25 protein-coding genes are annotated in these 24,593 nt (G+C 67.2%); 15 read left to right on the forward strand and 10 right to left on the reverse strand.

The window, feature by feature from the left end:
* Positions 1 to 25: 25 nt before the first annotated feature.
* The 3 genes from amn (at position 26) to ACIPK7_RS19115 (ending at position 3,040) form a co-directional block, all read left to right on the forward strand.
* Positions 26 to 1,501 (forward strand): AMP nucleosidase, encoded by a 1,476-nt coding sequence (gene amn, locus ACIPK7_RS19105; RefSeq protein WP_192434853.1) that lies wholly within the window; start codon positions 26 to 28, stop codon positions 1,499 to 1,501.
* An 82-nt stretch (positions 1,502 to 1,583) separates the two neighbouring features.
* Positions 1,584 to 2,360, forward strand: a complete 777-nt coding sequence (gene deoC / locus ACIPK7_RS19110; protein ID WP_401089540.1) for a deoxyribose-phosphate aldolase — start codon at positions 1,584 to 1,586, stop codon at positions 2,358 to 2,360.
* A 116-nt stretch (positions 2,361 to 2,476) separates the two neighbouring features.
* On the forward strand, positions 2,477 to 3,040 hold the full coding sequence (locus tag ACIPK7_RS19115; RefSeq protein ID WP_401089542.1) for a hypothetical protein: 564 nt from the start codon (positions 2,477 to 2,479) through the stop codon (positions 3,038 to 3,040).
* A gap of 168 nt (positions 3,041 to 3,208) precedes the next feature.
* On the opposite strand, the gene ACIPK7_RS19120 is transcribed toward ACIPK7_RS19115, so the two are convergent.
* Entirely contained in the window at positions 3,209 to 4,261 is a 1,053-nt protein-coding gene (locus ACIPK7_RS19120; RefSeq protein ID WP_192435075.1) for an MBL fold metallo-hydrolase, read from the reverse strand.
* 151 nt (positions 4,262 to 4,412) lie between these two features.
* Here ACIPK7_RS19120 and ACIPK7_RS19125 point away from each other — a divergent pair, with 151 nt between their 5' ends.
* Positions 4,413 to 4,979 (forward strand): pseudouridine synthase, encoded by a 567-nt coding sequence (locus ACIPK7_RS19125; protein ID WP_192435073.1) that lies wholly within the window; start codon positions 4,413 to 4,415, stop codon positions 4,977 to 4,979.
* A 23-nt stretch (positions 4,980 to 5,002) separates the two neighbouring features.
* Here the strand turns inward: ACIPK7_RS19125 and ACIPK7_RS19130 are convergent, their stop codons facing one another.
* Entirely contained in the window at positions 5,003 to 5,206 is a 204-nt protein-coding gene (locus tag ACIPK7_RS19130; RefSeq protein ID WP_015475469.1) for a DUF2788 domain-containing protein, read from the reverse strand.
* 332 nt (positions 5,207 to 5,538) lie between these two features.
* On the reverse strand, positions 5,539 to 6,018 hold the full coding sequence (locus ACIPK7_RS19135) for an Lrp/AsnC family transcriptional regulator (RefSeq protein ID WP_017521771.1): 480 nt from the start codon (positions 6,016 to 6,018) through the stop codon (positions 5,539 to 5,541).
* A gap of 441 nt (positions 6,019 to 6,459) precedes the next feature.
* On the opposite strand from ACIPK7_RS19135, the gene ACIPK7_RS19140 reads away from it, so the two are divergent.
* A complete protein-coding gene (locus tag ACIPK7_RS19140) occupies positions 6,460 to 7,503 on the forward strand; it encodes a DUF6515 family protein (protein WP_401089544.1) in 1,044 nt (347 codons plus the stop codon).
* 6 nt (positions 7,504 to 7,509) lie between these two features.
* Here the strand turns inward: ACIPK7_RS19140 and ACIPK7_RS19145 are convergent, their stop codons facing one another.
* From ACIPK7_RS19145 to ACIPK7_RS19155, 3 genes are read right to left on the reverse strand one after another with little or no spacing between them, the layout of a single operon-like run.
* Entirely contained in the window at positions 7,510 to 8,406 is an 897-nt protein-coding gene (locus ACIPK7_RS19145) for a cation diffusion facilitator family transporter (RefSeq protein WP_401089546.1), read from the reverse strand.
* The gene (locus ACIPK7_RS19150; RefSeq protein WP_401089548.1) at positions 8,406 to 8,918 is read right to left on the reverse strand and encodes a DinB family protein; all 513 of its coding nucleotides are present in this window, start codon (positions 8,916 to 8,918) and stop codon (positions 8,406 to 8,408) included. The genes ACIPK7_RS19145 and ACIPK7_RS19150 overlap by 1 nt, the downstream gene beginning before the upstream one ends.
* 1 nt (position 8,919) lies before the next feature.
* Complete coding sequence (locus ACIPK7_RS19155; protein ID WP_192434843.1) at positions 8,920 to 9,336, reverse strand: polyribonucleotide nucleotidyltransferase; 417 nt, start codon at positions 9,334 to 9,336, stop codon at positions 8,920 to 8,922.
* A gap of 193 nt (positions 9,337 to 9,529) precedes the next feature.
* Here ACIPK7_RS19155 and hrpB point away from each other — a divergent pair, with 193 nt between their 5' ends.
* On the forward strand, positions 9,530 to 12,061 hold the full coding sequence (hrpB, locus tag ACIPK7_RS19160) for an ATP-dependent helicase HrpB (protein ID WP_401089550.1): 2,532 nt from the start codon (positions 9,530 to 9,532) through the stop codon (positions 12,059 to 12,061).
* Between the two features lie 135 nt (positions 12,062 to 12,196).
* On the opposite strand, the gene ACIPK7_RS19165 is transcribed toward hrpB, so the two are convergent.
* Positions 12,197 to 12,961: a substrate-binding periplasmic protein gene (locus ACIPK7_RS19165; protein WP_401089552.1), complete on the reverse strand. Its 765-nt coding sequence runs from the start codon at positions 12,959 to 12,961 to the stop codon at positions 12,197 to 12,199.
* A gap of 104 nt (positions 12,962 to 13,065) precedes the next feature.
* A complete protein-coding gene (locus ACIPK7_RS19170) occupies positions 13,066 to 14,148 on the reverse strand; it encodes an endonuclease/exonuclease/phosphatase family protein (RefSeq protein WP_401089554.1) in 1,083 nt (360 codons plus the stop codon).
* 142 nt (positions 14,149 to 14,290) lie between these two features.
* On the opposite strand from ACIPK7_RS19170, the gene ACIPK7_RS19175 reads away from it, so the two are divergent.
* On the forward strand, positions 14,291 to 15,127 hold the full coding sequence (locus ACIPK7_RS19175; protein ID WP_401089556.1) for an SDR family oxidoreductase: 837 nt from the start codon (positions 14,291 to 14,293) through the stop codon (positions 15,125 to 15,127).
* A 55-nt stretch (positions 15,128 to 15,182) separates the two neighbouring features.
* Here ACIPK7_RS19175 and ACIPK7_RS19180 read toward each other — a convergent pair whose 3' ends face one another.
* Positions 15,183 to 15,614, reverse strand: coding sequence for a VOC family protein (locus ACIPK7_RS19180; protein ID WP_401089558.1), 432 nt, complete (start codon positions 15,612 to 15,614; stop codon positions 15,183 to 15,185).
* Positions 15,615 to 15,715: 101 nt separating this feature from the next.
* Positions 15,716 to 16,366 carry a YciC family protein gene (locus tag ACIPK7_RS19185; protein ID WP_401089560.1) on the reverse strand — a complete coding sequence of 217 codons (651 nt, stop codon included), beginning with the start codon at positions 16,364 to 16,366 and terminating at the stop codon, positions 15,716 to 15,718.
* Positions 16,367 to 16,523: 157 nt separating this feature from the next.
* Here ACIPK7_RS19185 and ACIPK7_RS19190 point away from each other — a divergent pair, with 157 nt between their 5' ends.
* From ACIPK7_RS19190 to ACIPK7_RS19225, 8 genes are all read left to right on the forward strand, one after another.
* Positions 16,524 to 17,264: a DUF2076 domain-containing protein gene (locus tag ACIPK7_RS19190; protein WP_401089562.1), complete on the forward strand. Its 741-nt coding sequence runs from the start codon at positions 16,524 to 16,526 to the stop codon at positions 17,262 to 17,264.
* Positions 17,265 to 17,357: 93 nt separating this feature from the next.
* Positions 17,358 to 17,834 (forward strand): NYN domain-containing protein, encoded by a 477-nt coding sequence (locus ACIPK7_RS19195; protein WP_192434826.1) that lies wholly within the window; start codon positions 17,358 to 17,360, stop codon positions 17,832 to 17,834.
* Between the two features lie 50 nt (positions 17,835 to 17,884).
* The gene (locus ACIPK7_RS19200) at positions 17,885 to 19,267 is read left to right on the forward strand and encodes a DEAD/DEAH box helicase (protein ID WP_401089564.1); all 1,383 of its coding nucleotides are present in this window, start codon (positions 17,885 to 17,887) and stop codon (positions 19,265 to 19,267) included.
* 169 nt (positions 19,268 to 19,436) lie between these two features.
* Positions 19,437 to 20,255: a LuxR C-terminal-related transcriptional regulator gene (locus tag ACIPK7_RS19205; protein ID WP_192434822.1), complete on the forward strand. Its 819-nt coding sequence runs from the start codon at positions 19,437 to 19,439 to the stop codon at positions 20,253 to 20,255.
* 191 nt (positions 20,256 to 20,446) lie between these two features.
* Complete coding sequence (locus tag ACIPK7_RS19210) at positions 20,447 to 21,562, forward strand: ABC transporter ATP-binding protein (RefSeq protein WP_401089566.1); 1,116 nt, start codon at positions 20,447 to 20,449, stop codon at positions 21,560 to 21,562.
* A gap of 50 nt (positions 21,563 to 21,612) precedes the next feature.
* Complete coding sequence (locus ACIPK7_RS19215) at positions 21,613 to 22,755, forward strand: PotD/PotF family extracellular solute-binding protein (protein WP_401089568.1); 1,143 nt, start codon at positions 21,613 to 21,615, stop codon at positions 22,753 to 22,755.
* Positions 22,756 to 22,850: 95 nt separating this feature from the next.
* Positions 22,851 to 23,762: an ABC transporter permease gene (locus ACIPK7_RS19220; RefSeq protein WP_081517209.1), complete on the forward strand. Its 912-nt coding sequence runs from the start codon at positions 22,851 to 22,853 to the stop codon at positions 23,760 to 23,762.
* 1 nt (position 23,763) lies between these two features.
* The gene (locus ACIPK7_RS19225) at positions 23,764 to 24,582 is read left to right on the forward strand and encodes an ABC transporter permease (protein ID WP_081517210.1); all 819 of its coding nucleotides are present in this window, start codon (positions 23,764 to 23,766) and stop codon (positions 24,580 to 24,582) included.
* Positions 24,583 to 24,593: the final 11 nt, after the last annotated feature.

Here is a 24,593-nt window from a genome sequence, read left to right on the forward strand (position 1 = left end):
TGATCGTTCAGACAGGATGCCCACCATGAGTCTTACGACTGGCGACGAGTTCTTCGTCGCGCAGACCGCCGAAGAGGCCGTCGATCAACTGGCCGTGCTCCACGAGCGCGCCACCGGCGCCCTGAACCAGGCGCTCAAGCGGTACCTCAAGGACCGCGAAGTCCCTGACGCGCAACAGCGCGAACAATTCCGCTACCCACTGCTACGGGTGACCTACCTGTGCCAGGGCGAAGTGCCCTCGACCACCCGCGCCTACGCCAAGGTCCAGGTACCCGGCACCTACGCCGTGACTATTACCCAGCCCAAGGCCTTCCGCAAATACCTGCTGGAGCAGCTGCGCCCGCTGATGGAGGACTTCACCGTGCGGGTGGAAGTCGGCGTCAGCGCGCAGAACATTCCGTATCCCTATGTGGTGGAAGGCGGCGATGAATTGGGGGGCTCGGGTGTGACCGCGGCCGAGCTGGCGCGGGTTTTCCCCAGCACCGATCTGTCGGCCACCTCTGACGGTGTTGCTGACGGCCTGTATGAATGGGAGAACGCCGACCCAATGCCGCTGGCGCTGTTCGACGCCGCGCGTACGGACTTTTCCCTGCGCCGCATGGTGCATTACACCGGCAGTGACTGGCGGCACGTGCAGCCTTGGATCCTGCTGACCAACTACCACCGCTACGTCGACCAGTTCATCCACCTGGGCCTGGAGCGCCTGCGCGATGACCCGCGCTTCGTGCGCATGGTCCTGCCGGGCAACGTAATCATCGAGCGCGGCACGGATGAAGGTGAAGCCAATGCCATCGTCGCCAGCGTCGAGTGGCACCGTTTCCAGATGCCGGCCTATCACCTGATCGCCGAGGACGGCGACGGCGTGACCCTGGTGAACATCGGCGTCGGCCCGTCCAACGCGAAGAACATCACCGACCACCTCGCTGTGCTGCGTCCGCACTGCTGGCTGATGGTTGGCCACTGCGGCGGCCTGCGGCAATCGCAGACCATCGGCGACTATGTGCTGGCCCACGCCTACATGCGCCGCGATGGAATTCTCGACCGCGTGCTGCCGCCGCACATCCCGATCCCGGCGCTGGCCGAGGTGCAACTGGCGTTGCAGGAAGCTGCCGCGCTGGTGACTGGCGAGCGTGGCGACCAGCTCAAGCGTCGCCTGCGCACCGGCACCGTGCTCACCTACGACGACCGCAACTGGGAACTGCACTGGGCCCAGGAGCGCCCACTGATCAACCTGGCGCGGGCGATTGCGGTGGACATGGAGAGCGGCACCATCGCCGCGCAGGGTTATCGCCTGCGGGTGCCCTACGGCACGCTGCTGTGCGTGTCGGACAAACCGCTGCACAGCGAGATCAAGCTGCCCGGCGCTGCCACGGCCTTCTATCAGCGCGCGGTGAGCCAGCACCTGTCCATCGGCGTTGCCGCCGTCGACCTGCTGCGCACCCAGCTCAACTCGCTGCACTCGCGCAAGCTGCGCAGCTTCGACGAGCCGCCGTTCCGCTGATCTGCGACAGGGCGCGGAGCGCCTGCCGGGGTGATGGTGGTCGCCCCGGCTGCCTGAAGAAAGTCGATGGAGAGCATTGCCGATGACCGATCCTCGCAAGACCCCGGCGGGCCGTGTGCTCGCCCTGCTGGACCTGACTTCGCTGAATGCCGGCGATGACCTGCAAAGTACCGTGGACCTCTGCCGCCGCGCGCTGACGCCCTACGGCGAAGTGGCGGCGGTGTGCGTGTGGCCGAAGCTGGTGCACATCGCCCGACGCACGCTCAATACCTTGGGCGGTCGCAGCGTGCGGGTTGCCAGCGTGTGCAACTTCCCCGGCGGCGACGCGCCGCTGGCCGATGTCGTGGAGGAGGTACGCAAGACCCTTGCCGAGGGGGCCGACGAGATCGACCTGGTCTACCCCTGGCGCAAGCTCAAGGCTGGCCAGGAGACCGGTGCGGTGGAATTGATCCGCACCTGCAAGACACTCTGCGGGCCGTACCACCGGCTCAAGGTGATCCTCGAAACCGGCGAGCTGGCCGAGCCGGAGCTGATCCGCACGGCCTGCCGCGATGCCATCGCCGGCGGCGCCGACTTCCTCAAGACCAGCACCGGCAAGGCGACGGCGCACGCCACGCCCGAAGCCGTGCGGATAATGCTCGAAACCATCGAGGAGGAGGGCGGCAAGGTCGGCTTGAAAGTCTCCGGCGGACTGCGCACGCTGGCCGATGCTCAGGCCTACCAGAAGCTGGCGGAGGAGCGTTTCGGCGCCGGCTGGATCAAGCCGGAGCACCTGCGCTTCGGCGCTTCCGCGCTGCTCGATGACCTGTTGCGCGAGCTGAGCGGCGAGGCGCAGCCGATTTCCACGCGGGACTATTGATCGCCCCGCGTTGACGCCGCCCCAGGCGAGCCTAGAATGCTCGCCTCCCGCGCCACGGGGAACCGTGGCGCGTCCCTCCGGTCGGACTTTCGCCGACCTCTTCCGCTGGTGATCCCATGCCGTTCCGCGCCCCCTCGCACCTCACCAATCCGCTGCGTCGTTTCGCCCGCCGACTGGTGGAAAACGGCACGCCCGAAGTCGCCGCGCCACTGCCGTTGCCCGACAGCATCGCCGGCGAGCCCTGGTTCTCCGTGGGCAAGGCAGTGGAAGGCCTGGGCGGCGAGCGGGTGGACGGCTGGTGCCTGGAAGAGTGGCCGGGCCTGGCCTTGCGCGCCCGTTTCAGCGCCTGCTGGCGCGACGCCCAGGGGCGCCTGTGGAATGTTCTGCCGGGCGGCGAAGCCATCGCCTTCCTGCCCGACCCGAAGCGCCGCTACGAAGGCGTACCGCTGGCCGAACAGCTGCATGCGCTGGAGCGAGACGAACTGCTGGAGGATTACCTCTGGCTGAGCCGCGAGCTGAGTAAGCCGCAGCAGGACGACGAGCGCCGGGAAGTCCGCGACTCCATGCGCCAGCGCCTGGAAAGCTGGCTGGAGCTGGGCGGTCGCGGCGACAAGCCCTGCCCGTGCAACAGCGGCAAGCGTTATCGCAACTGCTGCAGCAAGCGGGTGCGGGAGAACTGAGGCCGCTCCTACACGTCACCCTCGAAGCTTCCCTTTACGTAGGAGCAACTGTCTTTCTCTGAAAGTCCGTGCCCGGAGTTTCCCTTTCCCTAACCCTCTCCCTGAAGGGAGAGGGGCCCGGGCGCGATATTTCAGGGAATAGCGGACTTTGTCCGCGTTTGCTTGCACCTACAGGGATGCGTCCGGCATCGGCGGCACCAGCCACTGCTCACCCGGCTTCGGCGCGCGGAAACGCTCCGCCGCCACGCCACGTTGCTGCAGCGCTGCCGCCAGGTCGCTGACCGGCGTGAACTGGCCTTCGTCGCTCAGGCGGAAGGTGCCGAAGTGGATCGCCATGCTGCACTGCGAGTCGAGGTGCTGGTGCGCCTGTACGGCATCATCCGGGTTCATGTGGTGGTGGCGCATGAACCAGCGCGGCTCGTAGGCGCCGATAGGCAGGGCGGCGAAGCGCATGGGGCCGAAGCGCTCATGCATCAGGCCGAATTCTTCGCCCAGCCCGGTATCGCCGGGGAACAGCAGCGGGCCGTCCGGCGACTCCAGCACGAAGCCCATCCACAGCGTGCGGTTGGTGTCGCGCCGCGAGCGCGCCGACCAGTGCTGCGCCGGCACGCCGGTGAGCAGCATGCCTTCGGGCATCGGCAGGCTCTGCCACCAGTCCAGTTCGGCGATATCGGTGAACCCGCAGGCGCGGATCAGCTCGCCATTGCCCAGTCCCGTTACCACCTTCGCCGAAGGGAAGCGCCGCGCCAGCTCGCGCAGGCTGTGGATATCCAGGTGGTCGTAGTGGTTGTGGCTGACCAGGATCAGGTTGATCGGCGGCAGCTCGTCCAGCGCCAGGCCCGGCGGATGCACACGCTTGGGACCGGCGAAGCTGAACGGGCTGGTGCGCTCGCACCAGAGCGGGTCGGTGAGGATGTTCAGACCGCGGTGCTGGATCAGCAGGGTGGCGTGATTGATGTAGGTGACGCGCAGTTCGTCGCCCTCGACGCGGGCTGGCGTCTCCGGGCGGGTATCGGGGCCGGGCTGGGCGATCCACTCTGCCTGTCGGCCCCGCTCACGCTGCCATTTAAGGAAGGCGCGCAGGCCGTGATGCGGCTGGCGGTCGAGGTTGTGAAAGCGCTGCCCGTCGAAATGGGGGCTTTGTGCGCCGCGATAGCGGGCGCCGAGGCGGCCGCTGAGGTTCTGCAAGGTGATCAGCCAAGTGGGGTGGCTCATGGGTATGCTCGTGCATGCTCTTGCGATGAATACTCGCCACAACCTAGCATGCTGGGCATTTGCCGCACCCCCAACCTCGGTTACCACTCATTACGCCATGCCCCGTCCTCCGCGTCCCGCCAATCGTCGTCCAGCCACCCGCCCCACGCTTCGCCGCGTGGCCAAGGCGCCGCCGGCGCAACCCAGGCTGATCCTGCTGAACAAGCCGTTCGACGTGCTGACGCAGTTCAACGACAGCGAGGGCCGCGCGACGCTGAAGGATTTCGTCGACGTGCCGGGCATCTACCCGGCCGGCCGCCTGGACCGCGACAGTGAGGGCCTGCTGCTGCTGACCAACGACGGCCGCCTGCAGGCGCGCATCGCCGATCCGAAGCACAAGCTGCCGAAGACGTACTGGGTGCAGGTGGAGGGCGAGCCAAGTGACGAGCAGCTCGACCGGTTGCGCAAGGGTGTGCAGCTCAATGATGGCCCGACGCTGCCGGCCGAGGCCCGGCGGCTGGAGGAGCCAGATATTTGGGAGCGCGACCCGCCGGTGCGTTTCCGCAAGTCGATACCGACGGCCTGGCTGGAGTTGGTGATCCGCGAAGGGCGCAACCGCCAGGTGCGGCGGATGACGGCGGCGGTCGGCCTGCCCACGCTGCGCCTGGTGCGCGTACGCATCGGGCCATGGCAGCTGGATGACCTACAGCCGGGGCAGTGGCGGGAAGTCAGCCCCGAGCTTTGAGACCCGGGGCAGGGGGCGCGGGATCAGAAGCCGCCTTCGAGCCCGGCGACGACCACGGACTTGATCAGGAAGCCGAGTACGCCCAGGCCCAGTGCGAAGAACAGCACCATGGTGCCCATGCGGCCGGCCTTGGACTTCTTGGCGAGGTCCCAGACGATGAAGGCCATGAACAGGATCAGGCCGGTCACCAGGCCATACATCATCCAGTCTTCGAAACTTTCGTTCATTACAGCTCCTGCCCGGTGCGGAGGGTGTCCGAGGGACGCCGGGACGCGGTGGTGGTGAAGAAGGCGCGCATTATACGCATGCGACGCTTTGTCGTTCAGAGCCGTTCATAAAGTGATCAGTTCCTGCTGCTGGATGGGTGGAATACCGTGCAATTCCCCACCGTGGCGCGGCTGGCGGGGAAATCTGCGGTATTGGTTCCGTTCGGCGAGAGGCGGGGTGCGGTGCTGTGTCGCAGGGCGGCTTTGCCGGCGGACGGTGGGCGTGGCCGGCTGCTCGGAGTGAAGCGGTTCGCGAGCAAGTTCGCTCCTGCAGTAGCCAGCAAGCAGCTGGCTCAGACGCGAAGATGATCCAGCGGTAGTTCAGTGCTCGCCATCACATTGCGCAGCACGAAGCTCGACCGCACGCTGGTTACGCCTTCAATGCGGGTCAGGGTACCGAGCAGGAAGTGCTGGTAGTGTTCCATGTCCGGAACCATGACCTTGAGCTGGTAGTCCGCGTCCATCCCGGTCACCAGGCTGCATTCCAGCACCTCGGGGCATTTGCCGATGATCTGCTGGAAGTGTTCGAAACGTTCCGGCGTGTGGCGGTCCATGCCGATCAGCACGAAGGCGGTGAGGCTCAGGCCGAGTTTCTTGCTGTCGAGCAGGGCGACCTGGCGGACGATATAGCCGTCGTCCTCGAGCTGCTTGACCCGCCGCGAGCAGGGGGAGGGCGACAGGCCGATGCGTTCGGCCAGCTCCTGATTGGAGATGCGCGCGTCGCGTTGCAGTTCGGCAAGAATTCGCAGGTCGTAGCGGTCCAGCTTGTCCATGAAAGCCTCATGTTTCGATTGAATCGCGCTTGTGGCGTAATTTTTAGGTATTTGTTGCTCAGGTGGTACCTGTATGAGCAATCTTAGCAATCATTTCCCCGCTCTGTCGCTTTACTATTTCTTCCAGATTCACAGCCCGGACATCACGTCCCCTGCGATCCGCCCAATCAGGCGTTTCGCGGCCCGCCGACCCCACAGGATCGCGCCGGCCACCGGGCTACGCACTGCCCAGAAGGCGGAGCGAGGTGAGCCGGCGCCAACAGCGACGAGCAGGACGAGATTCCGGAAGGGAGGCTGACGAGCCTCCCTTTTTTCTTGCCCGCGATTTGCCCCCGCCATCTTTACCCTGACTTTACCCAGCGCCCCGCAATGGCGGCTTTGCGCCGTGGTCTATGGCAATGTCACATCACGGTTTTCGGCCGTTGCCGAAGTGAGGAATCCATGAAGTCGGGCATCGGGCGGTTCGCTTCGTTCGCCGTGCTTTCCCTAGCCGTCGCGGTCCAGGCGGTGGCGGCTGACGGGCCCGATATGCAGGGCCATCCGCCCGCGAACGGCGGTGGCGGGCAGCCCCAGGGGCGTTCGCAGGGCAACGGCGGCCAGGAGCACGGTCGACCGCAAGGCAACAACGGCGGGCAATGGCAGGGGCGCCCTCAAGGCAACAACGGTGGTCAGTGGCAGGAGCGCCCGCAAGGCAACGTTGGCGACCATGAACACGGGCGGCCGCAAGGCAACAATGGTGGACAATGGCAGGGTCGTCCCCAAGGCAATAATGGCGGCCAGGAGCCGGGCCGTCCGCAGGGTAATCCGGGCGGGCAATGGCAGGGCCGTCCGCCGGGCAACAACGGCAGCCAGTGGCATGGTCGTCCGCAGGACAACGACCACGGCAACGCTGGTTGGCAGGGCGGCAATCGTCCGCTGTCGGCAGGCTGGCAGGGCCGCCCGCCGCCTTCCCACGGCAACTGGGGGCCGCATCCGTCCTATTGGCGGCCGGGCTACGTGGTCAACGCCATGCCGAGCGGGCATTACCGAGTGCCCTATCGCGGCAGCGACTACTACTTCAACGATGGCTACTGGTATCGCCCCTACGGCTCACGCTATGTGGTGGTGACACCGCCTTACGGCGTGCGCGTGCGCTACCTTCCGTCCTACGCCGAGCAGGTGTGGATCGGTAGCATCGGCTACTTCCTCGCCGCCGGTACCTACTACCTGTGGCAAGCCGGCTCGCAGGATTACGAAGTGGTGGAGCCCCCGCAGCAGCAGGTGGCCAGCGTGGCGCAATCAGCTTATGACGTGATGGCTTACCCGATGTACAACCAGGGCCCGGACCAGCAGGCCCGCGATCGCTATGAATGCCACCGCTGGGCCGCCGACCAGAGCGGCTTCGACCCGGCCCTGGCGAGCTATGCGCCGCCGGCCTACGTCGCCGACAACTACCGCCGCGCCCTGGGCGCCTGCCTGAGCGGGCGCGGCTACAGCGTCAACTGATGCTCTCTAACTGATGGTCTCTTTGCCCACCACTTCCTGCGGGTCGGCGTGCACCAGCACCTCGGCCCGCGGGAATTCCTTGTGGATCGCCAGCACCGCCTCGTCGCACAGATGATGCGCCTTTGACAGCGACAGCTCACCGGGCAACTCCAGATGCAACTGGACGAACCAGTGCGTGCCGGAAATCCGCGTGCGCAGGTCATGGGCACCGAGCACGCCAGGCACTTCGCGCACCAGTTCGAGCATGCGGGTGCTGACATCCGGCGGCAGTTCCTCGTCCATCAGCACAGCGACGGATTCGCGGGCGATCTGGAAGGAACTCCAGAGGATGTACAGCGCGATGCCCAGGCCGAAGAGGGCGTCCATCTGCTGCCAGCCGAACTGCGCCAGCAGCAGTGCCACCAGGATGCTGCTGTTGAGCAGCAGGTCCGAGCGGTAGTGCAGCGAATCCGCGCGGATGGCATTGGAGCCGGTGATCTTCACCACGTAGCCCTGCACCAGCAGCAGGCCGGCGGTCAGCGCCAGCGACAGGATCATGACCGCGACGCCCCATCCCACGGCTTCCACCGGTTCCGGGTGCTGCAGGCGGTCGATGGCCTGGGTGCCAACCAGCACGGCGCTGACCGCGATGAACAGAGCCTGCGCCAACCCCGACAGCGACTCCGCCTTGCCATGGCCGTAACGGTGGTCGTCGTCCGCCGGGCGGATGGCGTAGTGCACCGCCAGCAGGTTGAGGAAGGAGGCCGCGCCATCGAGCAGTGAGTCGGTGAGGCCGGCCAGCAGGCTGACCGAGCCACTGAGCCACCAGGCGATGGCCTTGGCGACGATCAGGGTGGTGGCGACGCCGAGCGACGCAAAGGTCGCCAGCCGCATGAGATGGGCGTGGCTGGCATGCTTGAGCATCAGGTATCCAGGCGGTTGGGCAGGAAGTAGATGTAGTCCAGCAGCGGCGCTTTCTGGCCCAGCGCGGTGAGCGCGGCGCTCATCTGCCCGCGATGGTGGGTGCCGTGGTTGACCAGGTGCTGGACGATGTTCGCCAGGCTCTGGCGGTGTTCCTGCCCGGCCATGTTGCGGTAGTCCAGCTGGGTGCCGAGGGTGGCGTCGCTCTGCTTGCTCAGCCACAGGCGCCAGGCGCTGACACCGTCACCCAGGAAATCGGCGAGGCCGGCGCGATCCGGCGCGGCCTCGGCGTCGAGCCGTTCGAACTGCCAGGGCTCTCGCTGCACACGGGCGAACCAGATGCGATCGACCACCGCGAGGTGGTTGAGCGTGCCGTGCAGGCTGCCGAAGAACAGCCCGCGCGGTGCGCGGTAGGCCTCTTCATCCAGCGGGGCGACGGCCTCCAGGATGCGTTCGTAGGCCCACTGGTGGTACGCCAGAAGTTGCTGCAAGTGTGAAGCGAGAGCGCCGTGCATATCAGGCCTCCGGGCGCAGGCCCAGGCTGGCGAGTTGTTGGAGGTCGCCGCTGCGCTGGATCAGACGTGGATCGTCCAGGGGCAGGCTGCGGCCAGTTTCACGCTCGAGGATCGCCTTGAGTTTAGCCTTGTCCACGGTGCCGTCTTCGCTCACGGCATCCTTGAGCTTTTCAGGCGCGACCGAGTACTTCTCGTCGGGCAGGTAGATCGCGCCGGTGGCGAAGTCTACGCCGAAGGCGATCAGCCCCGGGATGACGTAGAACAACAGTCCGACCGCGTCCAGAGCGGCGACTGCCGGATCGATGCGGCCGTCGATCTGGCCGCGGCGATCGGGGTAGAACAGGGTGCCGCAGGCCGTCAGCTGGCTGAACAGGGCGGCGCTCAGAACTGCGCAGGAGACTCGGGTGGCAAGACGCATGAAAAAACCTCCGGGAGGATGATGCGGACAACTATATCAACGAGTCCTGAACAACTGCTGGCAGTTTCGCACTAGCCGGCGTCCTCGTTGCTTCTATGACTGCTGGGTTGGCACCGTGGTTCGCCCGCTATAATCGCCGCCCCCCGCGTAGTCCGGGTTACCGCCTTATGAAATTCGAGTTCCAGGAGCCGGCATGAACGCCCTTCCCATCGACAGCGTCCTTCCCGTCTTGCGCCAGGCCCTGGCCGGGCGCCACGAGGTGGTGCTGGAAGCGCCGCCCGGCGCCGGCAAGACCACCCGCGTGCCGCGGGCGCTGCTGGATGAGGCGTGGCTGGCCGACCAGTCGATCCTGATGCTGGAGCCGCGCCGGCTGGCCGCTCGCGCCGCCGCTGAAAGATTGGCTGCGGAACTGGGCGAGAAGGTCGGCGAAACCGTCGGCTACCGCATCCGCCTGGACAGCAAGGTCGGCCCGAAGACGCGCATTGAAGTGGTCACCGAGGGCATCCTCGCCCGCCGCCTGCAGGACGACCCGGCGCTGGACGGCGTGGGGTTGGTGATCTTCGACGAATTCCACGAGCGCTCACTGGATGCCGATCTCGCCCTCGCGCTGACCCTCAATGGCCGCGCGCTGCTGCGCGACGAGCCGCCGCTCAAGGTGCTGGTGATGTCGGCCACGCTGGAAGGCGAGCGCCTGTCCGCGCTGCTGGGCGACGCGCCTGTCGTACGTAGCGAGGGCCGCATGTTCCCGGTGGATCTCCGCTGGGGCCGCCCCTGGCAGGCCGGCGAGTTCATCGAGCCGCGCGTGGTGCAGACTGTCCAGCAGGCGCTGGCCGACGAGCCCGGCAGCCTGCTGGTGTTCCTGCCCGGCCAGGCGGAGATTCGCCGCGTCGCCGAGCAGTTGGGCGAGGCCCTGGCTGGCCGCTCCGATGTTCTGCTCTGCCCGCTGCACGGCGAACTCGACCTCGACGCCCAGCGTGCCGCCATCGAACCCGCGCCGGCGGGCAAGCGCAAGGTAGTGCTGGCGACCAACATCGCCGAGACCAGCCTGACCATCGACGGCGTGCGCGTCGTCGTGGACGCCGGGCTGGCGCGGGTGCCGCGCTTCGATCCGGGCAGTGGCATGACCCGCCTGGAAACCCAGCGCATCTCCCGCGCCTCCGCCACCCAGCGCGCCGGCCGTGCCGGGCGACTGGAGCCGGGCGCCTGCTATCGCCTGTGGTCCGAAGCGCAGCACGATCAACTGCCGGCCTATGGCGCGGCGGAAATCCTCCAGGCCGATCTGTCCGGCCTCGCCCTGCAACTGGCGCGCTGGGGCGTCGCCCCGCAGGAGCTGGCCTGGCTCGACCTGCCGCCCACCGCCGCTTATGCACAGGCCCAGGATCTGCTGGAGCGTCTCGGCGCGCTGGCTTCCCGCGCCAATGGCGGCAGCCTCACGCCCCACGGTCAGGCCATGGCCGAAGTGCCAGCGCACCCGCGCATTGCCCACCTGCTGCTGCGTGGCCATGCGCTCGGGCTGGGGCAACTGGCTTGCGACCTGGCCGCTTTGCTCGGTGAGCGCGACATCCTGCGTGGCAACGACGCCGACCTGCATCACCGCATCGCCTTGCTGGCCGGCGAGCAGAGCGGCCCGCGTGCCAGCCGGGGCGCGGTGCAGCGCGTGCGCCAGTTGGCGCGGCAGTTCAAAGGCTACCTGCGCGGCCCGGCCCGCGAGCCGGTGGCCGACCCCGATCATCCGCGCTGGTTGGGCGGCCTGCTGGCCTTTGCCTACCCGGACCGCATTGCCCGCCAGCGACGTGCCGGTGGCGGCGAATATCGCCTGGCCAACGGCCGCGCGGCGCTGTTCGGCGAGCCGGATGCGCTGATGAAGGAAGCCTGGCTGGTGGTCGCCGATCTCGGCAGCCGCCAGGGCCAGCGCGAAGAACGCATCTACCTGGCGGCGGCGCTGGAACCGGGGCTGTTCGAGTCGATTCTCGCCGAACAGGTCAGTGTTCACGATGAGCTGGAGTGGGACGAGCGCGAAGGCGTGCTGCGCGCCGAGCGCCAGCGCAAGGTCGGCGAGCTGGTGCTGTCCACCGAGGCGCTGCCCAACCTCGATGCCGAGGCCCGCAGCCGCGCGCTGCTCGGGCTGGTGCGGCGCAAGGGGTTGGAGCTGCTGCCCTGGACGCCGGAGCTGCGCCAGTGGCAGGCGCGCATCGCCTTGCTGCGCCGGCTCGATCTGGAAGGCAAGGGCGAGAGCGAGTGGCCGGACGTCAGCGACGCCGCGCTGCTGGCTTCGCTGGAAGACTGGCTGCTGCCGTACCTGGGCAAGGTCTCGCGGCTGTCGCACTTCGCCAACCTGGAGCTGAGCGGGATTCTCCATGGGCTGCAGCCCTGGCCGTTGCCGCAGCGTCTGGATGAGCTGGCGCCGCGTACGTTGCAGGTGCCGTCCGGCTCCAATATCCGCCTGGATTACAGCGAGTTTCCGCCAGTGCTCGCCGTTCGCCTGCAGGAACTGTTCGGCCTGGCTGATACGCCGCGCATTGCAGGAGGGCGGGTGGCGGTGAAGCTGCACCTGCTGTCGCCAGCACAGCGGCCGGTGCAGGTGACCCAGGACCTGGCCAACTTCTGGCGCAGCACCTATGCGGAAGTGAAGAAGGACCTGAAGGGGCGCTATCCGAAGCACTACTGGCCGGATGATCCCTTGATCGCCGAGCCCACGGCGCGGGCCAAGCCGCGTAAAACCTGATCGCGGTGCACCGCTTTTCGTAGGAGCGAGCTTGCTCGCGAATCCTCGGAGCGTCGGAGCGTGTCGGGGTTCGCGAGCGATAACGATGGCGTCCCCCTCGCTCCTACAGGGGGGGGGCGGCCTCGGTCATCCCGTTCAGGGCAACTTCATCTCGTAACCCGCCGCCTGCAGTTCGTCGTAGGCGTGGTCCAGCTGCGCGCGCAGGCCTTCGGCATCGGGCGCATGGCGGGAGACGATGAGCTTGGTCGGCACGCTGTACAGGGTGTCGAAGGCCAGCGGCGCCATGTTCAGCTCGCGGCGTGCCTGTTCCACCGGCGTCTGGTAGTCGATCAGGAAGTCGCCGCGACCACGTTCGAGCATCTGCAGGGCGGCGGTGTGGGTGCTGGTGCGGTGCACTTCCAACCGCAGTTTCGGATCGGCCAGCATGTCGGTGATCGGCCGCCAGTAGCTGTAGCCGCTGATCAGGATCACCCGGCTGGTGGTCAGCCCGTCGGGCAATTTCGGCGAGGGGCGGGAGGCCAGGCGATACAGGTTCAGCTCGACATGGCCCAGCACACGCTCGCATTCCAGCGTGCTGCCCACCAGTTCCTGCTTGCCCGGTGCGCCAGCCCAGAGCTGCACGCTGCCGTCCTGCAGGCCCAGGTACAGGCGGGCGCTGGGCAGCGGGCGGAAGTCGGCGCGGTAGCCGGCCTTGAGCAGGATGCGCCGGACCATGTCGGCGCCACTGCCGCGGGTGCTGCCGTCCGGGGCGGTGTAGGTGTAGGGCGGGAATTCGTAGTAGCCCACGGTCAATGCCGGCAGCGGATGCGGCAGCCGGTCGGCCAGCGTGGGCCTGTCGACGGCGAGTGCGTTGAGGCAGAGCAGGGCGACTATCGGCCCGATGAGACGGCGAAAGTGCATGGATACCCGGGGGTGCGTGTTGTCGTTGTTATAGGAGCCGGGCGAGCATGGGGCCGCCGCGCATCGTTTGTCCAGGCTGGCCCGGCGGCGTTGTGGCGCACCCCTCAGTGGGGCAGCAGGAAGCGCGCCGACAGCGGCAGATGGTTGGAGATGCGCAGGGTGTCGTGGCTGCGCACGCCGGCATCGAGGCGGTTCAGGCTGGGGCTGTGGAACAGGTAGTCGAGGGTACGATCGGGCTTGTGCACGCGTGGGTCGTTGGGGAAATGGGTGTACCACTTCTCCTGCTCGGCGCCACTGGATTCCTCCACCGCCGGGACCACCGGGAAGCGCGCCGCCAGCAGGTTCAGCTCGCTGTTCGCGCGGTAGGGCGCGCGCAGCACCTCGGGCAGATACGGGTATTGGCCCAGCGGCAGCAGGCCGAGATCGCCGCCCAGCAGCCAGGGGCGGCCGGAGGCCTGAAGGCTGTTCAGGTGGGCTTCGACGGCTTCGACCTGACGCTGCGGGGTGTCGTCGCCGTCGGGGCGCTCCAGGCGTGTGTTGATCACGCTGAGCTGGCCGCCGCCGCGGATCGGCAGGTCGCTCTGCAGCATCGCCGGCTGCGGGGCGAACAGGTGCAGTAGCGGGATGGATGAGCGCTGCGGCAGGGCGATGCGCTCGCCGCCGCTGATCTGGAAGCGGCTGAAGGTCACCAGCTTGCGCCCGGCGCTGCCGAACACATGGGGGTTGGGATCGAAGCGTGCCTTCCAGTCGAAGGCGGTGGTGGAGCAGGGATAGAGGTCGGTCAGGCGGTCGCCGATCAGCGCCTGCTGGTCCTGCTTGCCGGTGGCCGCTGCGCCGTCGTCGACTTCCTGCAGCAGCACGATGTCCGGTGCTTCGTCGCGAATCACCCGCACCACCTCGTCGAGGCTGTAGGCGATGTCTTCGGGGCTGGGGCTGTCGTCGGGGCCGGTGGTGTCGGGCAGGTCGTCCCAGAAGATGTAGCGCTTGCCGGCCAGGTACTGGACGTTCCAGGTCATCACCTTCAGCGCCTGCCCCGGCTGCAATTGCGGCGCGGGCGCACGGCACTGCGCGGCGACGGCCTCGCGCTCGGCGGGGTGCCAGGCCAGCAGCCAGGCGGCTGCGGTGATGGCGAGCAGCAGGGCGATGAACAGCACGAAGAGGATGCGGCGGCGAAGCGAGAGGCTCATGGGTGACCAGGGGCTATGCTTGTTGGGTCCAGAGGATAGTGTCTGTGCCCGCGCATTTCACCTGCGCATTTGCCGCGCGAAGCATCCTGCAACCTTGAGGCAGGCCGTACACCGCGCGTAGCGCCTGCTCCGGGAGGTCGCCATGCCACGCTCGTTGTTCTCGCACTCGGTGTACCGACGCAAGGTGGTGCTGGTCAGCGGCGGCTGTTCCGGCATCGGTCGCGCGCTGGTGCTGCGCTTCGCCCAGGCCGGCGCGCACCCGGTGATCCTCGACCTCGACCAGGCGGCGCTGGACAGCCTGGTGCAGTACCTGCGCGAGCACCTGAGCGTCGAAGCCCTCGGGCTGCGCTGCGACATCGCCGACGCCGAGGCGGTGGAACGCGCGGTGGCGCTCGCCGTCGAGCGCTTCGGTGGCATCGACGTGCTGGTGAACAACGCCGGCATCACCCACCGCAGCTTGTTCATCGAGACCGAGCTGGCAGTGTTCCGCCGGGTGATGGCGGTGAACTTCTATGGCGCGTTGCACTGTACTCAGGCGGCGTTGCCCAGCCTGCTGGCGCGGCAGGGGCAGATCGTCGTGCTCAGCTCGCTGACCGGATTCGCGCCGCTGCTCTATCGCAGTGCCTACAACGCCAGCAAGCATGCGCTGCACGGGTTGTTCGACACGCTGCGCATGGAGCTGGACGGCACCGGCGTGGCGATCACTCTGGCCTGCCCGGGCTTCACCGCCACCGACCTGCGCAAGAACGCCCTGGTGGGCGACGGTTCGGTGATCCGCCAGCCGGCTGTGGTGCTGGGCGCGGAAGTGGCCTCGCCGCGCGATGTGGCCGAGGCGATTTACCAGGGAGCGCTGCGTCGGCGGCGTTTGCTGGTGCTGTCCAACGTCAACTGGCGGGCACGACTGCTGGCGCGCTTCTTCCCGCGGCTTTTCGAGAAGCTGCTGGTGCCGAAGATGTCGGGGCTCAGGCCGGGGCATTAGCTCTTCGTAGGGCGGATAACCCGTTCCGGGTTATGCGCCCTACGGATGTGGTCCATCAGTGCGAGTGGGTATCGAAGCCGCCATCCGTCAGCGCCATGTCCCAGAACGATGCCTCGATCTTGTGCCCGTCCAGGTCGCGGACGAAGCAGCCGTAGTAAGGGGCGCCATACAGCGGACGAGGACCGGGCGCGCCTTCGTCGGTGGCGCCGGCGGCTATCGCGGCGCGGTAGAAGGCATCTACCTCCTCGCGGGAATTGGCCATGAAACCGAAGTGCGTGCCGTTGCCGACGCTGGCCGGGTGGCCGTCGATGGGCGTCTGCAGCCAGAACTCGGGGAAAACCCGGCCGTAAGCCACGGCTCCAGGATGTTCCATGATCGGCTGGCAGCCCAGCGTCGGCAGCACGGCGTCGTAGAACGCCTTGGCGCGCGGGTAGTCGTTAGTACCGATGGAAACGTGCGAAAGGCAGCTGGGCGGGAAGTCGCTCACGGCGAGTCTCCTTACTCGGGATTTTCGGGGGAGGGAAGGAGACTCCAGCGTAGAACCCCGGCGCGCGATGCGCCGGGCGATTTGTTGCGACATGCTGCCGCTCAGGCGGCCTCGCGGCCGAGCAGGATGAAGATGCGGTAGGCGGCCACCGTCAGCAGCAGTTGGAAGAACCCGCTCAGCGAGTGCAGCGCGACGCTGAGCACCGGTGCCTCCCGGCCGGCCTCGGTGATCCAGCCTTCGGCGATCCATACCGGCGCGAGGATGGCCAGGGAGGTCATCAGCAGCAGGAAGAAATGCCCGGTGGTCAGCGCGAAGCTCTCGCGCATCGCATCGATGGGCGAGCGGCCGCGCTGCACCAGGAGGAATTCGGCGAAGGCCAGCTTGATCATCACGAAAATGCCCGGCAGCACCATCAGGTACAGGCCGATCACGATCAGCAGCGAGGTGATCGCCGACAGCAGGGCAAAGGCGGGCCACAATCGCAGGGCCGCGCTCCACAGTTCGCGTACACCCCGCTCGACGCCTTCGCCGGCGTCGATCATGAACAGGATCAGGCTGGCGGTGTAGATCGGGTAGAACACCAGGCCCGCGGCCATGCCCCAGGGCGCGAAGTTCTGCGGGCCGGCGGCGACGTTGATCTGCTGCTGGACCAACGTCTCGATGACGATCCAGGGCAGGCACAGTGGCACCAGGATGCCGAGGTGACGTGAGAAGAAGAACCAGGTGTCGCGGAGGATGGAAAGGGGATTCATCAGTAACCCGATACTGTCCGAGGGCTTCGACTCTAACTTAAGCAAACCCTCAGCTGAAGGCGCCAGAATTCTGCGACCGGAACTTGTTTTTTTGCGAGCCGATCCAATGTTGCAAAGGCAATGTTCTATCGAACCACCCGCTTCCCCGAGGCCTGCCATGAATTCCGAAGAGCAATCCCTGATCGATGGTCTGTTCACCCGCCTGCGTGACGCCGAGGCGCAGACCGCGCCGCGCGACGCCGACGCCGAGGCGCAGATCAACCGGCACCTGGTGCAGCAGCCGGCCGCGCCGTACTACATGGCCCAGGCGATGCTGATCCAGGAAGCAGCGATCAAGCGCCTGGACCAGCGCGTCAAGGAACTCGAAGCCCAGGCGCAGCAGAGTCGACCGAGCAGCGGCGGTTTCCTTGCCGGCCTGTTCGGTGGCGGCCAGAGCCAGGAGCAGCGCCAGGCGCAACCGCAGCAACGCCCGGACGGCTGGGGCCAGACGCGCTTCTCGCAACCGGCCGGTGGCAACGCGGCTTACGCGAACAACCCCAGCCCCAGCAACCCGAACGACTTCAGGCCGGCCCAGCCCGCGCAAGCGGCGCCCCAGGGCGGCGGCTTCCTGCGCGGCGCCCTGCAGACTGCTGCAGGCGTGGCTGGCGGCGTGATGGTGGCGGACCTGCTGACCAGCATGTTCCACCACAACCAGCCGCAGGAAATCGTCGAGGTGATCCAGGAACAGCCGGTGCAACCGGAGCCGTCGAACTTCGACGACTCGCGGACGGACGACTCCTTTGGCGGCGGCGACCGCTATGCCGACAGCAACTTCAGTGACGCCAACTACGACGACGGAGGCAGCTTCGGCGACGACTCCGGCTTTTTCGGTGGCGACGACGGCGACATGTTCAGCTGAGTCGCCGGCGAAGCTGTCCCGCCCGCCGGGACTAGCGGGGGCGCGCCACTGTGCCGATAATGCGCCCCCGCTGTTCGAGTCCCGGAGTCACCGTTGAAGACCATCGCCCTGTTCGCCGACGTGCAGAACCTCTACTACACCGTGCGTCAGGCCTACGGCTGCCACTTCAACTACGCCGCGCTGTGGGCCGAACTGAGCGCCCAGGGCAACATCGTCCAGGCCTACGCTTACGCCATCGACCGTGGCGATGCCAAGCAGCAGCAGTTCCAGCAGATCCTGCGCAAGCTCGGCTTCACCGTGAAGCTCAAACCCTACATCCAGCGCGCCGATGGCTCGGCCAAGGGTGACTGGGACGTGGGCATCACCATCGACATCCTCGACGCCGCGCCGAACGTGGACGAGATCGTGCTGGCCTCCGGCGACGGCGATTTCGACCTGCTGCTCGACCGCGTCCGCGCCGGCGGCACCGACGCCACCGCCTACGGCGTGCCGGGCCTCACCGCCCAGGCGCTGATCCGCGCGGCCAGCCGCTACGTGCCCATCGAAGGCGCGCTGCTGCTGCGCTCCTGACCCTTGCGGCTACAATGCCGCCCATTCCGAATCGTTTCTGCGAGCGCTCCATGACCTTCGCCAATCTCGGCCTGATCGATCCCCTCCTGCACGCCCTCGACGGGCTCGGCTACCAGAATCCGACGGCGGTGCAGGCCCAGGCCATCCCGGCCGTGCTCAAGGGCCGCGACCTGCTGGCCGCCGCCCAGACCGGTACCGGCAAGACCGCCGGGTTCGCCCTGCCGCTGCTGCAGAAGCTGCTCCAGGAAGGCCCGCAGGTGGCGGCCAACTCGATCCGCGCGCTGGTGCTGGTGCCCACCCGCGAGCTGGCCGAGCAGGTGCACGAGAGCTTCCGCGCCTACGGCCAGCATGTGCCGTTGCGCACCGCCGTGGCTTACGGCGGGGTCAGCATCAACCCGCAGATGATGAAGCTGCGCAAGGGCGTCGACGTGCTGGTGGCGACTCCCGGCCGCCTGCTGGACCTGTACCGGCAGAACGCCCTGAAATTCACCCAGCTGCAGGTGCTGGTGCTGGACGAGGCCGACCGCATGCTCGACCTCGGCTTCGCCCGCGAACTGGACGAAGTCTTCGCCGCGCTGCCCCGACGCCGGCAGACCCTGCTGTTCTCCGCGACATTCTCCGACGCCATCCGCCAGATGGCCCGCACCCTGCTGCGCGACCCGCTGACCATAGACGTGGCACCGCGCAACACGGCGGCGAAGACGGTGAAGCAGCACCTGCTCACCGTCGACAAGAAGCGCAAGGCTGAACTGTTCCTGCACCTGCTGCGCGAGCAGGGCTGGCGCCAGGCGCTGGTGTTCGCCAAGACCCGCAAGGGCGTCGACGAACTGGTCGACCTGCTGCAGCGCGAAGGCATCCGCGCCGACTCGATCCACGGCGACAAGCCGCAGCCCTCGCGCTTGCGCGCCCTGGCGCGGTTCAAGGCCGGGGAGGTGGATTTCCTCATCGCCACCGACGTCGCCGCGCGCGGCCTGGATATCGAGGAGATGCCGCTGGTGGTCAACTTCGACCTGCCCATCGTCCCCGAGGATTACGTGCACCGCATCGGCCGGACCGGTCGGGCCGGCGCCAGTGGGCAGGCGATCTCGCTGGTCTGCGCCGACGAAGTGCAGCAGCTGGCGGCCATCGAGACGCTGATCGGCCAGACCCTGCAGCGCCAGGAAGAAGAAGGCTTCGAGGCGGAGCACCGGGTGCCCGTCACCGCTCCTGGCGGCCAGATCACCAGGAAGCCGAAGAAGCCCAAGCAACCCAAGGTGCCCGAAGGCAAGCCGGGCAAGGTGCACCTCGGCTCGCTGCTGGACGACAAGCCGCAGGTCAAGGCGGTGCGCAAGGCGCCGGGCTTCGGCCTGGGCGGTAAACCAGCCGCTGGCAAACCTGCCTCCGGCAAATCGTCCGCCGGAAAGCCGGGCGGCAAGGGCGCTCGCCGGCCCTGAGCCGATTCGGCGCGCGCCTGCTTCATCGCGGTGCGCGCCGGAAGCTGAATCGGTCGCTGTCGCCAGGCGTTGCGGGGCCTTGCGGGGTGTGGCGCAAAAGCTGCATTTCCGTGTGGAATCCCGAACGCCTATAGTGTGCCCATCGCGCACACAACAAGAACGACAGCCCATGCGCCACAAGGAACTCAAAGCCTGGACCGGCGGAGTCGCCCATCTGCTCCCGCTGGCCGCCGGTCGTCCGCGCCTGCTCGGCCTCAGCCAGTGGCTGCAGCAGGTGTGCGCGGTGGATAACTTCGTGCTCTTCGTCTACGAAGGCAACCACCGGCCGCTGGACCTGTTCGACACCTTCCCGGCCGACGTCCGCCACGTCTACGTCGAGGACTACCAGGTCGGCCCGTACCTGCTCGATCCCTTCTACCTCGCCTGCACCCGCCACCAGGCGCCGGGGCTGTGGCGCCTGCGGCAGTTCGCGCCGGACCACTTCTACCTGGGCGAGTACTACCAGACGTATTACCAGCAGACCGGCCTGACCGAGGAGATCGCCTTCTTCATCGACCTCGCCGATGGCGCCACCGCCGTGCTCTCGCTGATGCGCAAGACCTCCAGTCCGGCCTACAGCCGCGACGAGATGCAGCTGCTGGAGTGCGCGCGACCGGTGGTCGAGCAGGTGGTGCGCGAGGCCTGGGAGCTGCGCCGCGCCCAACCGCGCCCAGCGCAGGATCTGGACTACCAGATCCGCGAGGCCTTCGACCAGTTCGGCGCCCAGCTGCTCACGCCCCGCGAGCAGGAGATCGTCCAGCTGCTGCTGCGCGGCCACTCCAGCGCCTCGGTGGCCGAGCAGCTGGACATCAGTCCGGGAACGGTGAAGATCCACCGCAAGAACATTTACGCCAAGCTCGGCATCGGCAGCCAGTCGGAGCTGCTCGGGCTGTTCATCCGCGAGCTGGCGGGGCGCGACGCGGCGGGTGGGATGCTGGCGGTCGGCTGACCGTAGGGCGAATAACCGTTCACGGTTATCCGCCCTACGTGATTGGCCAGCGCCGGAGGATCTCATTTGTAGGAGCGCCGGCGCGTACCGGGATATTCAATCCCGCCATCTATCCCCCGAGGGATATATACACCCCGAAACCGCCATTGATAGCGTGAGCCCCAACAAGAACAAAGTGGGAGCGCGCGGTGATGGAAAGCGGTCAGGACTTCGATATCGAATTCCGCAACGTGGTCAAGCGCTACGGCAGCGTGCCGGCGGTCAACGGGCTGAGCTTCAGGGTGAAGCGCGGCGCCTTCCACTCCTTCCTCGGCAGCTCCGGCTGCGGCAAGACCACCACCCTGCGGATGATCGCCGGCTTCGAGCAGCCCAGCGAAGGCGAGGTACTGCTGGCCGGCAAGGCAGTGGCCGGGGTGCCGGCGCACCAGCGTGCGGTGAACATGGTGTTCCAGCACTACGCGCTGTTCCCGCACCTGACGGTGGCCGAGAACATCGCCTACGGCCTGCGCTACCGCACGCCGCGACCGGACCGCGCGCAGCAGCGCCGCATGGCCGACGAGGCGCTGGAGATGGTGCGCCTGTCCGGCTTCGGCACGCGCAAGCCCCACGAGCTTTCCGGCGGCCAGCAGCAGCGTGTGGCGCTGGCCCGCGCACTGGTGAACAAGCCCACCGTGCTGCTGCTCGACGAGCCGCTGGCCGCACTCGACCGCAAGCTGCGCAAGGAGATGCAGTCCGAGCTGCTGCGTTTGCAGCGCGAGGTCGGCATCACCTTCGTGCTGGTCACCCACGACCAGGAAGAAGCGCTGTCGATGAGCGACAGCATCAGCATCATGAAGGACGGTCTGATCATCCAGACCGCCACCCCCGAAGCGCTCTACGAAACCCCGGCGAGCCGCTACGTGGCGGATTTCATCGGCGAGTCCAACCTGTTCTCCGGCACCGTGCGCCGCCTCGACTCCGGCCGTGTGGTGCTGGGCACCCCGGCCGGCCTGGAACTGAGCAGCCCGCCGACGCCCACCGGCCCAACGCTGGCGCCCCAGGCCGAAGGCTGCATCGCGGTGCGCCCCGAGCTGGTCGGGATCGCTGCCGCTGATTCTGACCTGCAGCGCGAAGTGCGCCTGAAGGGCCGCGTCGAAGACCGCATCTACCTGGGCAACCTTACTGAATACCGCGTACGCACCGACGCTTTCGGCATCGTCTGCGTGCGTGTGCCGCGCAAGGCCGGCGGCGAGGCGGAAGCCTTCGAGCACGGCGCGCCGGTACAGGTCGGCTGGAACCAGGCCAGCGGCCTGGCCATGGCCCTTTGAGTTCGACGATCCAACCATAACGACAATCAGCAGACAGGCGGGGAGTGACGATGGACAAGAAGAGCTTCATCAAGACGATGCGCAGCTGGGAAAACGGCTCCATCACGCGGCGCGACTTTCTCGGCAAGACCGGCCTCGGGCTGGCGATGGCGGTGGTCGCCGCCAACACCCCCGGCCTGCTGAGCGGCAAGGCCTACGCCGCCGAGGGCAGCAACATCGGTGACCGCCTGGCCCTGGCCACCTGGCCGAACTACCACAGCCAGGAGAACTTCGACGCCTTCGCCAAGGCCAGCGGCGCGCGGGTGCAGATGAACGTGTTCGGCTCCAACGAGGAAATGCTCGCCAAGCTGCAGGCTGGCGGCAGCGGCTGGGACGTCTTCGTGCCGACCAACTACACCATCAGCACCTACGTACAGCTCGGGCTGATCGAGCCGCTGGACCTGTCGCGCATCCCCAACTTCGACCCCAAGGCCTTCGAGGAACGCTTCATGGCCCAGGGCACCGTGGACGGCAAGGTCTATGCCGTACCGAAGAACTGGGGCACCACCGGCATCGTCTATGACGCCAGCCGGGTGAAGGGCAGCCCGGATTCCTGGAAGCAGTTCTGGGACCTCACCCTGACCAGCGCCTCGGGCCGCACCATCGTCCACGACTACCAGCTCACCGCCATCGGCAACGCGCTCAAGTATTACGGCTACAGCTTCAACTCGCTGGACCCGAAGGAGCTGGCCGAGGCCGAGAAGCTGCTGATCCAGGCCAAGCCGCACCTGTTCGCGATCAACTCCGACATCCAGCCCTCGCTGCGCAACGGCGACGCCTGGATGGCCATGGCCTGGACCGGCGACGCCTCCCAGCTGCACCGCGACAACCCGGACATGACCTTCGTGCTGGGCAAGGAAGGCGGCGAGATCTGGAGCGACTTCTTCGCCATTCCCAAGAGCGCCGAGCACCGCGATGCCGCCTACGCGTTCATCAACTACCTGCTCGACCCGCAGCACAACAAGCTGGAGGTGCTCTCCCACGGCTACCCGAGCGGGGACAAGCGCGTCGATGCGCTGCTTTCCAAGGAGATGCTCGACGACCCGATCATGTACCCGGCGGCCGAGCGCCTGTCGCCGCTGGAGTTCGGCGCCGCGGCGACCCTTACCAGCCCGGCGCGCGCCGAACTGATGGCGCGGTTCAAGGCTGCCTGATCGGCAATTCTGGCGCTTGTGCGGAATGCGGCGGATAACGCTGGCGCGTTATTCGCCCTACCGCGAAGGTCCGTTCCATGCGTAGGGAATCGAACATGAACATCGCTGTCAGCGCCCCGTTGCCGCAGACCCAGGCGACGCCCAGCGCCTCGCGCGCAAAAAGCCTTGGCCGGCGCGTCACGCTCCTGCTGCTGTTGCCGTCCACCCTGTGGTTCCTGCTGCTGCTCCTGATGCCGCTGGTGATCATCCTGGTCTTCAGCTTCGGCGAGCGCAGCGCTGTGGGTGGCTACGGCGGCGGGCTGACGCTGGAGAACTACCTGAACCTCGGCTCCCGCGCCCAGGCCTTCTGGAACACCCTGACCCTCGCGCCGCTGGGCACCCTGGCGTGCCTGCTGGCGGCCTACCCGCTGGCCTACTTCCTGGCGGTGAAGGTGCGGCGCAACAAGTCGCTGCTGCTCACGCTGGTGATCGTGCCGTTCTGGACCAGCTTCCTGATCCGCACCTACGCCTGGATCTTCCTGCTCAGCGGCCGTGGCATCCCGGCGCTGCTGGAGACCTTCGGCATCGCCGACGTGCGCCTGATCAACACGCCCTACGCGGTACTGATCGGCATCGTCTACGGCTACCTGCCGCTGATGGTGTTCCCCATCTACGTGACCCTGGAGAAGCTCGACAAGCGCCTGCTGGAAGCCTCCGGCGACCTCGGTGCGAGCGCCTTCGAAACCTTCCGCCGGATCACCCTGCCGCTGTCCGCGCCGGGGGTGATCACCGGGGTGATGCTGGTGTTCATTCTGCTCATGGGCGAGTTCCTGATCCCGGCCATTCTCGGCGGCGGCAAGGTGTTCTTCGTCGGCAACGCGCTGGTCGACCTGTTCCTGCAATCGCGCAACTGGGCGTTCGGCAGCGCGGTGGCTATGACCCTGGTGGCGATGATGCTGGTGATCATCGGCGTGTATCTGAAACTCGTGGCCCGCTACGGCGGCTCGCGTAACGACGGGGTGCTCTGACATGTGGCTACGCAGTTACTCCACCTCGGTCTACCTGTTCCTCTACGCGCCCATCGCGCTGATCATGCTCTTCGCCTTCAACGCCGGGCGCAGCGGGCTGAGCTTCCAGTGCTGCTCGGTGCAGTGGTTCGGCCGCGCCTTCGACAACCCCTTCATCCTGGAAGCCCTGGGCAACAGCGCACTGATCGCCCTCTGCTCGGCACTGATCGCCACCCTGTTCGGCACCCTCGCGGTGTTCGGCCTGCAGCGGGTCGGCAAGCGCGTGCGCCTGCTGTTCGACGCGCTGACCTACTGCGCGATCATCGTGCCGGGCATCGTCATCGGCATCGCCACGCTGATCGCCTTCATCACCCTGTTCGACGTGCTCAACCCGCTGCTGGCGCTGCTGGACATCGGCCTGCCGAAACTCAACATGGGCTTCGGCACCGTGGTGGCAGCGCACTCGCTGTTCACCATGGCGCTGGTGATGGTGATCGTCCGCACCCGCGTCGAGGCAATGGACAAGTCGCTGCTGGAAGCCTCCGCCGACCTCTACGCGCCGCCGCTGGATACCTTCTGGCGGGTGACCCTGCCGCAGATCGCCCCGGCCATCCTCGCCGGCTTCCTGCTGGCGTTCACCTTCAGCTTCGACGATTTCATCATCGCCTTCTTCGTCGCCGGCTCCGAGACCACGCTGCCGATCTACATCTTCTCGTCGATCCGCCGGGGCATCACGCCGGAGATCAACGCCATCTCCACGGTGATCATCTGTGCCTCGCTGGCGCTGCTGTTCACCTCCCGCTACCTGCAGAACCGCCGCACCGGCGTTCAGGCCGCCTGAGGGCCGACTTC

It is taken from the genome of Pseudomonas sp. NPDC086581, from assembly GCF_044746165.1.
Lineage (GTDB): Bacteria > Pseudomonadota > Gammaproteobacteria > Pseudomonadales > Pseudomonadaceae > Pseudomonas.

Excerpts from the sequence above, each read along its gene's own strand:
- ACIPK7_RS19225 (WP_081517210.1), top strand. The coding sequence starts at position 23,764 with ATGTGGCTACGCAGTTACTCCACCTCGGTCTACCTGTTCCTCTACGCG.
- ACIPK7_RS19205 (WP_192434822.1), top strand. The coding sequence starts at position 19,437 with ATGCGCCACAAGGAACTCAAAGCCTGGACCGGCGGAGTCGCCCATCTG.
- ACIPK7_RS19190 (WP_401089562.1), top strand. The coding sequence starts at position 16,524 with ATGAATTCCGAAGAGCAATCCCTGATCGATGGTCTGTTCACCCGCCTG.
- ACIPK7_RS19215 (WP_401089568.1), top strand. The coding sequence starts at position 21,613 with ATGGACAAGAAGAGCTTCATCAAGACGATGCGCAGCTGGGAAAACGGC.
- ACIPK7_RS19145 (WP_401089546.1), bottom strand. The coding sequence starts at position 8,406 with ATGCTCAAGCATGCCAGCCACGCCCATCTCATGCGGCTGGCGACCTTT.
- deoC (WP_401089540.1), top strand. The coding sequence starts at position 1,584 with ATGACCGATCCTCGCAAGACCCCGGCGGGCCGTGTGCTCGCCCTGCTG.
- ACIPK7_RS19170 (WP_401089554.1), bottom strand. The coding sequence starts at position 14,148 with ATGAGCCTCTCGCTTCGCCGCCGCATCCTCTTCGTGCTGTTCATCGCC.
- ACIPK7_RS19140 (WP_401089544.1), top strand. The coding sequence starts at position 6,460 with ATGAAGTCGGGCATCGGGCGGTTCGCTTCGTTCGCCGTGCTTTCCCTA.
- ACIPK7_RS19135 (WP_017521771.1), bottom strand. The coding sequence starts at position 6,018 with ATGGACAAGCTGGACCGCTACGACCTGCGAATTCTTGCCGAACTGCAA.
- ACIPK7_RS19210 (WP_401089566.1), top strand. The coding sequence starts at position 20,447 with ATGGAAAGCGGTCAGGACTTCGATATCGAATTCCGCAACGTGGTCAAG.
- hrpB (WP_401089550.1), top strand. The coding sequence starts at position 9,530 with ATGAACGCCCTTCCCATCGACAGCGTCCTTCCCGTCTTGCGCCAGGCC.
- ACIPK7_RS19155 (WP_192434843.1), bottom strand. The coding sequence starts at position 9,336 with ATGCGTCTTGCCACCCGAGTCTCCTGCGCAGTTCTGAGCGCCGCCCTG.
- ACIPK7_RS19165 (WP_401089552.1), bottom strand. The coding sequence starts at position 12,961 with ATGCACTTTCGCCGTCTCATCGGGCCGATAGTCGCCCTGCTCTGCCTC.
- ACIPK7_RS19115 (WP_401089542.1), top strand. The coding sequence starts at position 2,477 with ATGCCGTTCCGCGCCCCCTCGCACCTCACCAATCCGCTGCGTCGTTTC.
- amn (WP_192434853.1), top strand. The coding sequence starts at position 26 with ATGAGTCTTACGACTGGCGACGAGTTCTTCGTCGCGCAGACCGCCGAA.
- ACIPK7_RS19175 (WP_401089556.1), top strand. The coding sequence starts at position 14,291 with ATGCCACGCTCGTTGTTCTCGCACTCGGTGTACCGACGCAAGGTGGTG.
- ACIPK7_RS19200 (WP_401089564.1), top strand. The coding sequence starts at position 17,885 with ATGACCTTCGCCAATCTCGGCCTGATCGATCCCCTCCTGCACGCCCTC.
- ACIPK7_RS19130 (WP_015475469.1), bottom strand. The coding sequence starts at position 5,206 with ATGAACGAAAGTTTCGAAGACTGGATGATGTATGGCCTGGTGACCGGC.
- ACIPK7_RS19150 (WP_401089548.1), bottom strand. The coding sequence starts at position 8,918 with ATGCACGGCGCTCTCGCTTCACACTTGCAGCAACTTCTGGCGTACCAC.
- ACIPK7_RS19185 (WP_401089560.1), bottom strand. The coding sequence starts at position 16,366 with ATGAATCCCCTTTCCATCCTCCGCGACACCTGGTTCTTCTTCTCACGT.
- ACIPK7_RS19220 (WP_081517209.1), top strand. The coding sequence starts at position 22,851 with ATGAACATCGCTGTCAGCGCCCCGTTGCCGCAGACCCAGGCGACGCCC.